General features: G+C 67.5%; 14 protein-coding genes. 7 read left to right on the top strand and 7 right to left on the bottom strand.

Going from position 1 to position 14,180, the window contains the following annotated elements:
- Positions 1 to 165: 165 nt before the first annotated feature.
- Together BME24068_RS20125 and BME24068_RS20130 are read right to left on the bottom strand one after the other, a co-directional pair.
- The gene (locus BME24068_RS20125; RefSeq protein ID WP_174927139.1) at positions 166 to 1,536 is read right to left on the bottom strand and encodes an ATP-binding protein; all 1,371 of its coding nucleotides are present in this window, start codon (positions 1,534 to 1,536) and stop codon (positions 166 to 168) included.
- Complete coding sequence (locus tag BME24068_RS20130; RefSeq protein WP_174927140.1) at positions 1,533 to 2,195, bottom strand: response regulator; 663 nt, start codon at positions 2,193 to 2,195, stop codon at positions 1,533 to 1,535. Before BME24068_RS20130 ends, BME24068_RS20125 begins: the two co-directional genes overlap by 4 nt.
- A 225-nt stretch (positions 2,196 to 2,420) precedes the next feature.
- Between BME24068_RS20130 and BME24068_RS20135 the strand changes: the two genes are divergently transcribed.
- The 5 genes from BME24068_RS20135 (at position 2,421) to BME24068_RS20155 (ending at position 6,678) form a co-directional block, all read left to right on the top strand.
- Complete coding sequence (locus BME24068_RS20135; RefSeq protein ID WP_096501568.1) at positions 2,421 to 2,774, top strand: YgiW/YdeI family stress tolerance OB fold protein; 354 nt, start codon at positions 2,421 to 2,423, stop codon at positions 2,772 to 2,774.
- Positions 2,775 to 2,829: 55 nt separating this feature from the next.
- Entirely contained in the window at positions 2,830 to 3,690 is an 861-nt protein-coding gene (locus tag BME24068_RS20140) for a MurR/RpiR family transcriptional regulator (protein WP_096501566.1), read from the top strand.
- A 199-nt stretch (positions 3,691 to 3,889) separates the two neighbouring features.
- Positions 3,890 to 4,750, top strand: a complete 861-nt coding sequence (locus BME24068_RS20145) for an isocitrate lyase/PEP mutase family protein (RefSeq protein WP_174927141.1) — start codon at positions 3,890 to 3,892, stop codon at positions 4,748 to 4,750.
- Between the two features lie 336 nt (positions 4,751 to 5,086).
- The gene (locus BME24068_RS20150) at positions 5,087 to 5,353 is read left to right on the top strand and encodes a YodC family protein (RefSeq protein ID WP_174927142.1); all 267 of its coding nucleotides are present in this window, start codon (positions 5,087 to 5,089) and stop codon (positions 5,351 to 5,353) included.
- A gap of 143 nt (positions 5,354 to 5,496) precedes the next feature.
- A complete protein-coding gene (locus tag BME24068_RS20155; RefSeq protein WP_174927143.1) occupies positions 5,497 to 6,678 on the top strand; it encodes a cytochrome P450 in 1,182 nt (393 codons plus the stop codon).
- A gap of 15 nt (positions 6,679 to 6,693) precedes the next feature.
- Here the strand turns inward: BME24068_RS20155 and BME24068_RS20160 are convergent, their stop codons facing one another.
- A complete protein-coding gene (locus BME24068_RS20160; protein WP_096502013.1) occupies positions 6,694 to 7,020 on the bottom strand; it encodes a superinfection immunity protein in 327 nt (108 codons plus the stop codon).
- A gap of 90 nt (positions 7,021 to 7,110) precedes the next feature.
- Complete coding sequence (locus BME24068_RS20165; RefSeq protein ID WP_174927144.1) at positions 7,111 to 7,530, bottom strand: rhodanese-like domain-containing protein; 420 nt, start codon at positions 7,528 to 7,530, stop codon at positions 7,111 to 7,113.
- A 111-nt stretch (positions 7,531 to 7,641) separates the two neighbouring features.
- On the opposite strand from BME24068_RS20165, the gene ftrA reads away from it, so the two are divergent.
- A complete protein-coding gene (gene ftrA / locus BME24068_RS20170; protein WP_174927145.1) occupies positions 7,642 to 8,616 on the top strand; it encodes a transcriptional regulator FtrA in 975 nt (324 codons plus the stop codon).
- A 280-nt stretch (positions 8,617 to 8,896) separates the two neighbouring features.
- Positions 8,897 to 9,625: a hypothetical protein gene (locus tag BME24068_RS20175; protein WP_174927146.1), complete on the top strand. Its 729-nt coding sequence runs from the start codon at positions 8,897 to 8,899 to the stop codon at positions 9,623 to 9,625.
- A 66-nt stretch (positions 9,626 to 9,691) separates the two neighbouring features.
- Here BME24068_RS20175 and BME24068_RS20180 read toward each other — a convergent pair whose 3' ends face one another.
- The 3 genes from BME24068_RS20180 to BME24068_RS20190 form a co-directional block, all read right to left on the bottom strand.
- Positions 9,692 to 12,031, bottom strand: a complete 2,340-nt coding sequence (locus tag BME24068_RS20180; RefSeq protein WP_174927147.1) for an Orn/Lys/Arg family decarboxylase — start codon at positions 12,029 to 12,031, stop codon at positions 9,692 to 9,694.
- 3 nt (positions 12,032 to 12,034) lie between these two features.
- Positions 12,035 to 13,570 carry an arginine/agmatine antiporter gene (gene adiC / locus BME24068_RS20185; RefSeq protein ID WP_096501552.1) on the bottom strand — a complete coding sequence of 512 codons (1,536 nt, stop codon included), beginning with the start codon at positions 13,568 to 13,570 and terminating at the stop codon, positions 12,035 to 12,037.
- A gap of 374 nt (positions 13,571 to 13,944) precedes the next feature.
- Positions 13,945 to 14,180, bottom strand: a 236-nt coding sequence (locus tag BME24068_RS20190; protein ID WP_217462562.1) for a hypothetical protein, incomplete at its 5' end; no start/stop codon positions are given.

Consider the following 14,180-nt stretch of genomic DNA (forward strand, 5'->3'; position numbering starts at 1 on the left):
GCCGCGGTGTGACGCAGGCTGGCGCATTCGCTGCGCACGGCCGCCAAATCCTTTCCGATCAATGGCTTGTCGTCGTTAGCGGCGGGTTGTCCACAAGCTTGCCAACACAATCTGTGGACAAGCCGCGTGCCTGGTGCGCGCCGACGCGCGTCGGGTTGATGCGCGTCAGGCCGGCACGGGGAACCGCACCGTCACGGTCAGGCCGCGTCCGCCTTGCGTCGTGCCGAGCGCGACCGTCGCGCGATGCTGTTCGGCGATCCGCTTGACGATCGACAGCCCGAGTCCGCTGCCCGACGACGTGACCGCCTGCGCGCCTTCGCCGCGATAGAAGCGCTCCCACACGTCGGTGCGCTCGGCCTCGGGGATGCCGGGGCCGTCGTCGGCGACTTCGAGCACGGGCGTTGCGCCATCGATGCGCGCGGACACGTCGATCCGCGCACCGTCGCCCGCGTAGCGGATCGCGTTGTCGACGAGGTTGTTCAGCAGCACGCGCAGCGTGTCCGCATTGCCCGCGGCCATCACCGGCGACGACACGATCGCGCCGAGATCGATGCGGTGTGCGTCGGCGACGCGCGCACGGTCGGAGACCACCGACCGGCACAGTGTGGCGAGATCGACGGGCGCGGACGCGGAGGCCTGCATATCGGGCTCGAGACGCGCGAGCGTCAGCAGCTGTTCGGCGAGGTGGCCGAGGCGCGTCGTGCCGGCATGGATCTGCGTGAGAATCTGCTCGCGCTCGTCGGGGCTCGCCGCGCGCCGCAGCAATTGCGACTGGATCGACAGCCCCATGATCGGCGTGCGCAGCTCGTGCGCGGCATCGGCGATGAAATGCCGCTGCAGCGTGAACGAGCGGTCGAGCCGCGCGAGCAGGTCGTTGATCGCTTCCGCGAGCGGGCGGACCTCGTTCGGCATCGACGCGACGTCGACCGGTTCGAGATTGTTTGCATTCCTGCGCTTCAACCCGGCCGCGATCGTGCGCAGCGGCCGCAGCCCCGCGCCGATGCCGAACCACAGCCCGATCGCGAGCACCGGCAGCATCGAGAACACCGGCCACAGCAGATGCACGGCGATGCCCGCGATCGCTTCCCAGCGTGCGTGGCGCGCCTGCGCGAGCCGGATCGTCGTGCCGCCGCGCTCGGTGACGTAGGTGCGCCACGGCTGGCCGTCGACGTCGACGCTCGCGATGCCCGTCTGCGCGGGCGGCGGCAGTGGCGAGTCGCGATCGGTCGAATAGACGAGCGTGCCGTTGCGCCATACCTGCAGCAGCACCGCGTCGGGGTCGTTTGCCTCGAAATCGTGCTTGCCGTCGCCTTGGTTGCGGAACGACAGCTCGCCGTTCGGGCCGACGACGATCTGCTTCGACATGCTGCGCATCTGGTCGTCGAGCAGGTCGTCGAGCTCGCGCAGCGCGCCCCAGTAGGTGCCCGCGCTCGCGGCCAGCCCGATTACGCAGGCCGCGGGCAGCAGCCACATCAGCAGGCGCCGCCGCAGCGACGCGCTGCGCCAGCGCACGATCGCCTGCTGCAGCCGCGTCATGTGCCGTCACCGATCCGGTAGCCGACGCCGCGCACCGTGCGGATCATGTCGTGGCCGAGTTTCTTGCGCAGGTTGTGGATGTGCACCTGCACCGCGTTGCTCTCGATTTCTTCGCCCCAGCTATAGAGCCGTTCCTCGAACTGTTCGCGCGAAATCACCGCGCCCGGGTCGCGCATCAGTTCGTGCAGCAAAACGAATTCCTTCGGCGACAGCGTGACTTCGTCGTCGTTGAGCCATACCAGGTGCTTGACCGGATCGAGGCGCAGCGGGCCGATCGCGAGCGTCGTTTGCGCGCGCCCCGCGTGGCGGCGGTTGACCGCGCGAATGCGGGCGAGCAGTTCCTCGAGCACGAACGGCTTGACGAGATAGTCGTCGGCGCCGCTGTCGAGGCCGGCGATGCGGTCCGGGATGCCGTCGCGCGCGGTGATGATGATGGCGGGCAGCGTTTCGTCGCGGCGGCGCAGCGACGCGAGCACCGACAGGCCGTCGCGGTTCGGCAGCCCGAGGTCGAGCAGCAGCAGGCCGTAGCCGGTCGAGCGCAGCGCGAGCGACGCGGCATCGCCGTCCTTCACCCAGTCGACCGCGAAGCCCTCTTGCCGGAGGCCCTGTTCGAGCCCGCTGCCGATCAGCGGATCGTCCTCGACGAGCAGTACGCGCATGGATTCGTGTCTCTTCGTGGGCGTGAGCGCCCGGGGTTCCCATGATAAGCGCAGGTGTCTTAGCCCCAGCTTAAAGGCGGCAGCCGGCCGGTATTTCGTACTTGTCCAATGCGGCACCGTGTCGCTTCTGCATCGCCTTCAGGTTTGCTTAATCTTACGGTCCGTAATCTCAGGCCGTCGCGCTCATCGAGGCGCGGCACCATACCGAAAAAGGAGAATCCGATCATGAAACACCTGGCCCGCATCCTGACCGTCGCGCTCGCCACGCTGCCCGCCGCCGTCTACGCGCAATACACGGGGCCGTCCACGCTGACCACCACCACCGTGAAGGAACTGCTCGCGAACGGCAAGGACGACCAGCACGTGCAGTTGCAGGGGCGCATCGTCAAGCACGTCGGCGGCGAGGATTACGAGTTCACCGATGCGACCGGCACGATCCGCGTCGAGATCGACGACAAGCTGTGGGCTGCCGGCCAGCCCGTCAGCGACAAGAGCGAAGTGAAGGTGACCGGCGAATTCGAGCGCAAGTGGTCGGGCCGCGTGAAGGTCGACGCCGACCACGTCGAAGTGCTGCGCTGAACGGTGCGCGCGGGGCCGGTGATACCATGAGCGACCGGTTCCCGTTCCCACCAAGATGGCCGCCACTTTCGACGAACTCGCGTCCCGGATCCGGGCGCAATTTTCCGAACTGAGCCCGCAATTCCAGGCGGGTGCTGCATTTCTGCTCGATCATCCCGACGAAGTCGCCACTTCGTCGATGCGCAAGGTCGCACAGCGCGCGCAGGTACAGCCTGCGTCGCTCGTGCGGCTTGCGCAGCAATTCGGTTTTCCCGGCTGGAACGAGCTGCGCGACCTGTGCGTCGCGCGCGTGCGTACGCGTCCGGAGCCGCTCACGCAGCGCGCGCGTTCGCTGGTGCGCCCCGACGCGAAGGCGTCGCTCGCGCACGACCTGCTCGCTGCGCAGCAGCACAATCTGGCGGCAACCGCCGCGCAGAACGAGCACGCGCTCGCGGACGCCGCGAAGCTGATCCGCAAGGCGTCGCACGTGCACGTCGCGGGGTTCCGGTCGTGCTATCCGGTCGCGTTCGGATTCGTGTACGGCTACCGGCTGTTCCGGCCGACCGTGTCGCTGCTCAACGGCGTTGCCGGCTCGCTCGAGATGGAGCTGCGCACGATCGCGAAGCACAGCGTGACCGTGGTCGTCAGCTTCGCGCCGTATTCGGCGGAAGCGACGCGCGTCGCGCAGGCCGCGAAGGCGCAGGGCAGCAAGATCGTCGCGATCACCGACAGCGCGGTGTCGCCGATCGCGCTGCATGCGGACGCGCAACTGATCTTCACGCACGACAGCCCGTCGTTCTTTCCGTCGCTGGTCGCCGCGCACGCGATGGCCGAGGCGCTGGTCGCGCAGTTGCTGGCGCTCGAAGGCAGCGACGCGATCGCAGCGCTCGAGCGCACCGAAGCCGAACTGCATGCGAAGGGCGCGTACGTCGTATGACCGCACCCGCGGCTTCGATCTCCCGTTTTCCCGAATCCTCCCGATGCAACCGACGACGCTCGGATACGCGGTGACCGACGCGGCCGCGAGCCGCGCCTGCGTCGCATCGCATGCGACGCGGCGACATTTCGGCTGATGCTGAAACGTCGCGTGCACGATGCGCGTAAGCTGACTCGTCAACCTCATTCGGGAGTCCGTGATGACCCGTTCCGACCTTCAAGTCCGCTACGCCGAAGCCTTCCGCGCGCTGCACGCCCGCCCCGGCGCATTCATCATCCCGAACCCGTGGGACGCCGGCACAGCCCGGCTGCTCGCGATGGCCGGCTTCGAAGCGCTCGCCACGACGAGCGCTGGCTTCGCGTATTCGAGAGGGCTGCCCGACAACGCGATCGGCCGTGACGCGATGCTCGCGCACATCGCCGAGATCGCGGCGGCGGGCGGCCTGCCGGTGAGCGCCGATCTCGAGAACGGCTTCGGCGACGCGCCCGAGACGGTGGCCGACACGATCCGGCTCGCCGCGCAAGCCGGCGCGGTGGGCGGCTCGATCGAGGACGCGACCGGTCGCGCCGACGCGCCGATCTATCCGCACGACGCGGCGGTGGAGCGGATTGCCGCGGCCGTTGCGGCGGCGCGCGCGCTGCCGTTCCCGTTCACGCTGACCGCGCGTTGCGAAAACTACCTGCATGGCCGCCGCGATCTGGCCGATACGATCGCGCGGCTGGTCGCGTATCGCGACGCGGGCGCCGACGTGCTGTACGCGCCGGGCCTGACCGATCCCGACGACATCGCGGCGGTCACGCGTGCGGTGAGCGCGCCGGTCAACGTCGTGATGGGGCTGCAAGGCGGGTTGCTGAGCCGCGATGCGCTCGCGGCGCTCGGCGTGAAGCGCATCAGCGTCGGCGGCGCGCTCGCCCGCGCGGCGCTTGGCGCGTTCCTGCGCGGTGCGACGGAAATGGCGCGCGACGGCACGTTCACGTTCGCGCAGGCGGCGGTGCCGGGGCGCGACCTCGATCGCTGGTTTGCCGCGCCGGACAATTCCCGCGTTCCGTTTGCGCAATGAGCATTCGATAAAACCCGGGAACGTTTTCACGTTGAAAAGGAATTGACAGTAATCAAGCGAAATCGCCGTCGATTTAAAGTTCGATGACGGCGGAATTTACTTCGTTTATTCTCCGCACTCCAGCCGGTTAACCGGAGCCGGCGCGCAAGCCACGCCGGTTCTGGCGATCGGCGATCCGCCAAGTGTATTGATCGTACCTATTGTTGCGATTTCCCGACCGGTTTCTTTCGGTTTTATGAGTTGCCGTTTATTTTTCGGATGGGTAGTCTGCGATACAGTCAAATGTGCCGGCAGGCAGGCCGCCGGAAAATGAATATATAGAAAGTCGAGAAAGCGATGACGATTCGAGAGAATCCCGGCAGTGGCTTTCGCGTCGGCGATGTCGTGACGCTGAAAGCCGGCGGCCCGCGCATGACCGTCACCTATGCCGGGCCGGTCGTGTTCGACGATGCCGACTGGCTGATCTGCCAGTGGTTCGACGACAGCGGCCACTTCCGGCAGGAAATGTTCCACCACGAGGCGGTGGTGGCCGAGCCGCGCGCGATTTCGGCCGGGCGCGTTCGCATGCGCATGCAGGCGCACCGCTACCGGTCGGCGGCCTGACGCCGGTCGTTTCGTTACGGCGCCGCGCCGCGTGGCGTCTGCCGCCCGGGCCGTGCTGCACTGCCGCAGCCCACGCTGCCCTCACTTCGACATTTCACGCCAGTCCGAAACGTGCGGCCGCGCAGTGCGCCGATACTGCACGTATGAACCCGACCGATCCGATTGCCGCGGTGACGCACCGCGATCCCTATCCGTACTACGCGACGCTCGTCGACGGGCCGCCGCTCGCGTTCGATGCCACGCTCGGCCTGTGGGTCGCGAGCCGCGCGGCGAGCGTGACGGCCGTGCTCGGCCATCCCGCGTGTCGCGTCAGGCCGCTCGACGCGCCCGTCCCGCCTGCATTGCGCGGCACGACGGCCGGCGCGCTGTTCGGCGAACTGGTGCGCATGAACGACGGTGCGCTGCGGCACGACGTGCCGAAGCACGCGTTGCGCACCGCGTTCGCGCCGATCGATGCACACGCGCTGCGCGAGCGGGCCGCGCGGCTTGCCGGCAGCCGGCTGCGCGCGCCTTACGATGCCGACGCGCTGAACGCGTGGTGCCTGACGGTGCCCGTTTGCGCGGTCGCGGACCTGCTCGGTTTCGACGATACGCAGCTCGACGAGATCGCCGCGCGGGTCGTCGATTTCGTCGCCGCGTTGTCGCCGCTGTCGGACGACGCGGCGCTGGCCCGCGCGAGCGAGGCCGCGGGGGAATTGCTGGACCGGATGACCGAGCGCGTCGCGCACGCGCGTGCGCAGGACGGCTCGCTCGTCGCGGCGGTTCAGCAGGCGGCGCGCGACGCGGGCTGGCAGGCGAGCGGCGCACGGGTCGCGAATCTCGTCGGATTGTTGTCGCAAACGTGCGAGGCGACGGCCGCGTGGCTCGGCAACGTACTGGCGGCGTGGGATGCGACGGCGGCTCACCGGACGGCGCGCGGATGCGCGATGCCGGACGCCGCCGTGCTGGATGCATTCGTCGCCGAAGTCGGACGATTCGATTCGCCGGTGCAGAACACGCGCCGCTTCGTCGCGTCGCGCACGACGATCGAAGGCGTGACCATCGACGCGGGCGCGGCGATTCTCGTCGTGCTCGCGGCGGCGAATCGCGATCCGGCCGTGCATCGCGACCCGCATCGGCTGCTGCCCGGCCGCGCGCCGGGGCCGAATTTCGGGTTTGGCACGGGGCCGCACGGCTGCCCGGGCGAGCGGATCGCGCGGGCCGTGACGGCGGGGGCGTTCGACGCGTGGTTGCGTGCGGGCGACGGGGCGCCGCGCGACAGGCTGGTGTGGGACTACCGGGCGTCGACCAACGTCAGGATGCCGAAATTCGGCACGGCCCGGTAAGCGGGAAAACGGGGCTCAGCGGCAGCCTTGCTTCTCCGCCCATTGCTCCTGGGCGGCGACGCGGCGCTGCACGCGTTCGACGAGACCGGTCGAGAAGGTGCGCATGCTGATGCCGTGGCGCTTCGCGAGGATGGTTTGCGCGACATCGGCTTGCGGGTTCGGCTGAAACGCCCAGTACAGCGTCATCAGCCAGCCGATGCCCGTCCACGCGAACAGCGCGTTGAACATCGCGATCATCAGCTTGTCGCGCCGGCCGCGCCGGTCCGCGACGATAGCCGGGAAGAAATAGAGTGCGACCGCGGCGACCGAACCGGCAATATCAATCAAGACTGCATCATGCATGTTGCTGCTCCAACCGAACTGCAATGAGACCGATTGTCGCGCTTTTTCCATTTGCGTGCAGACAATTGATTGTTGCGTTTTTAGTGACGATCAGCGCGCGTCGGCGCCTTCCGGCTGCCCATCGTTGCTCAACGCGAAACCTTCGTCCAGCCAGCCCGTGACGCCGCCGATCATCAGCTTCACCGGACGGCCCAGGCGCGCGAGCCGGATCGCCGCGCGTGCGGCGCCGTTGCAGTGCGGGCCCGCGCAATAGACGACGAACAGCGTGCCGGCCGGGTAGCCGGCGAGCTTGCCGGCGACGATCTTGCGGTGCGGCAGATTGCGGGCGCCGGGCACGTGGCCGCGCGCAAACAGGTCCGGACCGCGAACGTCGAGCAGCACGAAGTCGGGCGCGCCCGATGCAAGCGCGTCGTGCACGTCCCAGCAATCGGTCTCGAAACGCAGCGACGCGTCGAAATGGGCGAGGGCGGCGGCGCTGTCGGCGGCGGGGACGTCGGTGACGTAGGACATGAAACACGCTCCTGAAGGACGGTGCGAAGTGCACCGGAATACAGGGCAGTATCGCGGTTCGGCGGCCGTCGCGGCAGTGGCGCGATCGACAAGTTCCGGTAACATCGCGCCATGCACAATCATCTCGTCGTCGCGCTCGCCTACGATCGCCTCTGCACGTTCGAATTCGGCTGCGTGGTCGAACTGTTCGCGCTCGAGCGCCCGGAACTGGGCGTCGACTGGTATCGCTTCGCGGTCTGCGCGAGCGAGCCGGGGCCGGTGCGCGCGGCGGGCGGCATCACGGTCGCCGCGCCGTACCGTCTCGCGATGCTCGATCGCGCGGATACCATCGTGATTCCCGGCTGGCGCGATCCGGACGAGTTGCCGCCGGAGCCGTTGCTCAGGAAGCTGCGGGCCGCGCATCGTCGCGGCGCGCGGCTTGGTTCGATCTGCTCGGGCGTGTTCGTGCTCGCGGCGGCCGGCGTGCTCGACGGGCTGACCGTCACGACGCACTGGCGCTATGCGGAGCGCCTGCAGGCGCGCTATCCGGCGCTGCGCGTGAACCCCGACGCGCTGTACGTCGACGAAGGGCAGGTGATCACGTCGGCCGGCTCGGCGGCGGGGCTCGACATGCTGCTGCATCTCGTGCGTCGCGATCACGGCGGCGCGATCGCGAATCGCGTCGCGCAGCGCCTCGTGCTGCCGCCGCATCGCGACGGCGGGCAGGCGCAGTTCGTGCCGCGCCCGGTCGCCCCCGGCGGCAGCGACCGGATCGCGAAGCTGATCGACTGGATGCGCGCGCATGCGGCCGAGCCGCACACGCTCGCGTCGCTGGCCGCGCAGGCCGTGATGAGCACGCGCACGCTGCAGCGCCAGTTCGCCGATGCGACGGGGATGTCGCCGCTCACGTGGCTGATCCGGGAGCGCGTGAACGTCGCGAAGGACATGCTCGAAACGCATCCCGCGCTGTCGCTCGCGCAGGTCGCCGAGCGCGCGGGCTTCGGCTCCGAGGAGTCGCTGCGCCGGCATTTCCGGCGCGTCGCGGCGACGAGCCCCGCCGCGTATCGGCGCGGGATGGATCGTGGCGTAAGATCGCAGGACGCTTGAGCGCCGCGTTGTCGCGCGGAGATGGCTTTCGTACGCGGCGGCGCACCGCCTGACCGGGGTATTCCGGACGAAAGCGGAACCCACGTGACGCCCGGAGAGAACTCCGGATTCGGCTTCATGCGCGATGACGCGCACGTGTATTGCCACGACGGCCACGCTGCGCGTGGCGACGATGTTTCTCGCGCGCGACTTCACGCAGGCGCAAGATCGCCGGCATCGGCGGTCGCGGCCGGACGGCAGCATGCGCCGTTCATTCATCACAACGACAAGGAAAATCACCATGGGCCTGCTGGGAAAGCTGTTCGGAAAGAAGCCGCGTGATGAAGCGGCAACGCCCACGCCACACCACGACGCGAACGAAGCAGGCGAAGCAGGCAACGCGAACGAGCCGAGCGCGCCCGACATCGCGCCGGAACTCGCACCCGCGCTGACGGCATTCCAGGCCGGCCGGCACGAGGCCGCGATCGCGGCCGCCGCCCCGCACGTGGAACGGCTGGCCGATGCGGCGCGCCTGTGCGCGCTGTCTTACTCGGCGATGAAGCGTTACCCGGAAGCGTTTCCTTGCTGGCTCGCGCTGTTCCAGCATGAGCCGAGCGCGCACAACGCGGTGCAGCTCGCGACGACGTCCGTGATGTGCGACGAAGTGGCGCGCGGCGAAGCGTGGATGGAGAAGGCGGCCGAGGTCAATCACGACACGCACGAGCAGTCGGACGTCGCCGCGCGCGTGAACTTCATTTCGGCGCTGATGCAAAGCGGCCACATGCGCGAAGCGCTGCCGCATCTTGCATGGGTGCGCGACGTGTATGGCCACGTGCGCATTACCGACTCGACCTTCCTGTACATGCGTGGCATCCCGTTCTTTTCGTCATTCCTCGAGAACAGTTTCGAGATCCTGAAGGTCACGCAGCCGGCCGACGCGATCGCGCCGTGGTACGGAGAACTGAAGGGCAAGCTCGACGAGGAAGGCGAAGCGCAGCTTGCCGCGTGGGTCGGTCGGTTGCCCGCCTGAGCGGCGGGCTGTCGCGCGTTGCGACGCCGGCCGCGTCAAGCCGGCGCGGCGTCGCAACGCATTCGCTCACCGCGTGGCGGTGTCGTGGTCGGCCTGCCGGATGCACGCGATCCGGTACACGCCGTCCTCGACTTCGACGCCGTGCGTATCGTGCGTGAAGCCCGGGAAGCGCAGGTCGTACTGTTCGAGCGCTTTCAGGTAGCCGAGCAGCGGGCCGTCGGCCGGCCCCGCGTTCTCGCCCGGCATCAGCAGCGGAATGCCCGGCGGGTAGGGCACGACGCCCGTCGCGACGGTGCGGCCGGCCATTTCCGACAGCTCCAGCATCTCGATGTCGTTGTGCACCAGATGCTCGAACGCTTCGGCGGGGCTGAAGTCCGGCTGCGGCAGCGTCGAGAAGCCGAGCGACATCATCTCGGTCGTCTTCAGGTCGCTCATCGCGCTGAACATCAGGTCGCACAGCTCGCGCAGCCCGAGCTTGCCGTAGCGCTCCGGATAGCGCGCGACGAGTTCCGGCAGCGCCTGTTCGAGCGGCGCGTTCGTGTCGTAGTCGCGCTTGAAGTCGAGCAGCGTGTTGACGAGCGTGCCCCACTTGCCCTTCGTCACGCCGAGCGAGAACAGGAACAGGATCGTGAAGTCGGTCGTCTTCTCGACGACGATGCCGTGCCGGTCCAGATACGCGGTGACGACCGACGCCGGAATGCCGATCGGCATCAGCCCGCCGTTCGGCGCGACGCCCGGCGTGACGATCGACACCTTGATCGGATCGAGCATGCAGTAGTCGTCCTCGATGTTGCCGAAGCCGTGCCACGTATCGCCCGGATGCAGCACCCAGCATGACGGATCGGTGGCGAGCAGCGTTTCGTCCGCTTCATGGAAGCGCACGCGCCGACCTGTCTTGCGATCGGCGACGATGTCCGGCTGCCAGCCGTTGAAGAACCAGTCGTCGTTCTCCTCGCATTCCGCATGCAGCCGCGCGAGCATCCGGCGGAACGACACGGCTTCGCGGATCGCGTCGGTCGTCAGCGCCTCGCCGCCGGGGCCGTCCATCATCGCGGCGCTCACGTCGTTGGACGCGATGATCGCGTAGTTCGGCGATGTCGACGCATGCATCATGTACGCCTCGTTGAAGCGCGCATGCTCGATCGGATTGCGGCCGTCGCGGATATGGATGAACGACGCCTGCGACAGCGCGGCGAGCAGCTTGTGCGTCGACTGCGTCGCGAACACGGTCGGCTTGCTCGCGTCGTGCTGCGACGGATCGCCGTGCATCGCGTGACGGTCGCGGTAGATCGGGTTGAAGCGCGCATAGCCGTACCAGGCTTCGTCGAAATGCAGCCGGTCGACGCTCTGGCCGAGCAGTTCCTCGACGCGCGCGACGTTGTAGCAGAGGCCGTCGTAAGTCGAGTTCGTGATCAGCGCGTGTACCGGCGTCGGATCGATGCCGTCGCGGCCGCGCACCAGCGGGTTCGCGTCGATCGCGAGGCGCACGGCGGCGGCCGTGAGCCGTTCCGGCATGATCGGCCCGATGATCCCGTAATGGTTGCGCGACGGGATCAGGTAGGTCGGAATCGCGCCGGACATCGTCATCGCGTGCTCGGCCGATTTGTGGCAGTTGCGGTCGCACAGCGCGACCTGGTTGCGCGTGACGCTCGCCATCAGGATCACGCGGTTCGACATCGACGAGCCGTTCGTCACGTGATACGTGCGGTGCGCGCCGAACACGCGCGCCGCGTAGCGTTCGCTTTCGCCGATCGGGCCCGAGTGATCGAGCAGCGAGCCGAGTTCGCCGACCGAGATCGACAGGTCCGAGCGGAACAGCGCTTCGCCGAAGAATTCGAAATACGCGCGGCCGACCGGCGATTTCAGGAACGCGGTGCCGCCCGTGTGGCCCGGCGTGTGCCACGAGTATTCGTACACGCGCGAGAACTGCGCGAGCGCGCGGAACATCGGCGGCAGCACGGTTTCGCGGTAGCGTTCGATCGCGGCGACGATCCGCCCGCCGATGAACGCGGTGGTGTCTTCCAGCATCCAGATGAAGTCGTCGGCCTTGCGCATCGCATCGACCGGAATCGCGGCCGCGCTCGCGCGGCTCGCGAGCAGGAACACCGGCACTGTCGCATTGCGCGCGCGCATCGCGTCGAGCACGGCCTGCGCGGGCGCATGCGCGGGATCGTTGCCGAGCTCCCAGTTCAGCAGCAGGCACTGGATCGCGGGATCGGCATTGACGACGGCGCATGCGTCGTCGGCGGACGTCGCGATCACGACGTCGACGAGCCGCGTGCGCAATTCCTCGGCGAGCGCGGTGGCGGCGCGACCGGTGGCGGTGCGCTCGTCGATGTCGTGCTGCACGAGCAGCGCCTTCATGCCGAGGCGGCGGAACGCCGGTTGGGTCAAGGAAGCGGTCATCTGTTATTCCCCCGTTGGTTGAGTGGCCGGGATGCTTGCGGCGCCCGCGGCCGGCGAGCGTGCGTGAAGGAAGTCGGCCTTGTGCTGGCCCACGGAGATCCAGAAGGTCGCGACGAGCGCGACGATGGTCACGCCGAGCGCGAGGTAGCGCACCCAGCGCGGCGAGCGGCCGCCCGGATGGACGTGGGTTTCCTCGATTTCGCGCTGACGGTTGATCGACAGCTCGTAGAACACGATCGTCGCGATCACGAAGATCAGCGACCAGCGCGTCTGCTGGCCGTCGGAGCCGACCATCGCCCACAGCGAATAGACGGCGCCGATCAGGCCGACGATCGTGTAGAAGGTGAACTGGTGCGACGGCATCTTGCCGTAGCCGAGCACCTTGATCGCGATGCACGAATAGATGTACGGCAGCAGCGTCATGATCACGGCGATCGACGCGATCTTGCCGAACTGCTCGCTCGCGCTCGGCGACATCGTCGCGAGCACCTGCACCGACATGATCACCGCGACGATCGCGAGGCCGGCCGACGGCACGTTCTTCGAGTTGACGCGCGCGAACACGCCGGCGAACAGGCCGTCGTCGGCCGCGGCCTTCGCGGTCTGGCCGACCAGCAGCGTCCAGCCCGCGAGCGAGCCGAGGCAGCCGAGCGCCGCGCAGATGGCCACCGCGTTGGCGGCGGTGTTGCCGAGCGCGAGGCGTGCGGCATCCGCGAACGGCGCGCTCGACGCGAGCAGCGCCTTGTTCGGGATCATCCCCATGATCACGGTCGAGCTGAGCACGTAGCAGACGGCCGCGAGCACGACGCCGCCGACGGTCGCGATCGGCACGTTGCGCGACGGGTTCTCGACGACGCCGGCCGACACCGATGCGCTTTCGACACCGATGAACGCCCACAGCGTGAAGTTCAGCGTCGCGCCGATCGCGCTGAAGCTGCTCGCGCCCGACACGTTCCAGCCGGCGAAGTACACGTCCTTGCTGAACCAGAACCAGCCGAACACGGCCATTCCGAGGATCGGCACGAGCGCGAAGATCGTCGTGACCGACTGCACGCGGCCGACCACGTTCGGCCCGAGGATGTTCGCGTAGGTGAACAGCCAGATCACGAAGATCTGCGCGAGCGCGAACACGAGCGGGTCGTGCAGGACCGGGAAGAAGTGCGTCAGGTAGCCGAGGCCGGCGACCGCGAGGCCGACGTTGCCGAGCACGTTCGCGAGCCAGTAGATCAGGTTGGTCTGGTAGCCGATGTACGGGCCGAACGACTTGCGTGCATACGCATACGGGCCGCCGGCGGCCGGGTCGATCGCCGCAAGCTTCGCGAACACCAGCGCGAGCGACACGGCGCCGACCACGGTGATCAGCCAGCCGAAGATCGCGATGCCGCCGGTGGCGGCGAGGTTCGCGGGCAGCATGAAGACGCCGGAGCCCATCATGTTGCCCGCGACCATCAGCGTGGCGGGAATGACGCCGATTTTCGGCGCGGAAGCCGCGGCCGGCGCGGCGGTGGAACGGGAGGAGGACGAGCTGGCATCGGACATGCGAGGCTCCTGGAAAAGACGTGATGCGGTTGAGGTGGCGCGGCCCGGCGCCGAGCGACGATTCCGGAATGGATCGTCGTTTTATTAAGCGACGCCATGTTATCTCGTTAATCGGATCGTGTAATGGAAAACGCCGAGATTTAATTCGCCAAATGTTGATGGATGTCATTGAAATTCGGCGATGGGTGGTGCGGTGGGGCGTTCGTCAAGACTGGCGGGGGTTTGCGGCGATGGTGCCGGTAAATCGAAATTCGAATCGGTCGGTTTTTGGTGAATAATTGATTTTTGACGAATTGGTTAAATCATCTCGTGATGTAAATAATGGGGCAATTCGTTTTCGAATTCGTCGGGTATTATCTGGCGCATTAAACCTGTCAGTGCGTCGCCGCACCTGATGATTGCTCCTTCCGAAAGGTGATGCCGATGCTGCCTTCCCGTTTGCCGTTGATCTGAAGGCGCGTCAAACCTCGTTCTTCAGGACGAGGAAGGATAGCGCGGACGCCGTAGGCGTCCTTTGCGGCTGCTAATGCGGTTTTTTTGCTGTTCGATGTATTGGCGGACGATTTCGATAGGCGCTCCGCCACAATTTCCCGCAAAGCAAGACGGAGAC

It is taken from the genome of Burkholderia anthina (genome assembly GCF_902498995.1).
Lineage (GTDB): Bacteria > Pseudomonadota > Gammaproteobacteria > Burkholderiales > Burkholderiaceae > Burkholderia > Burkholderia anthina.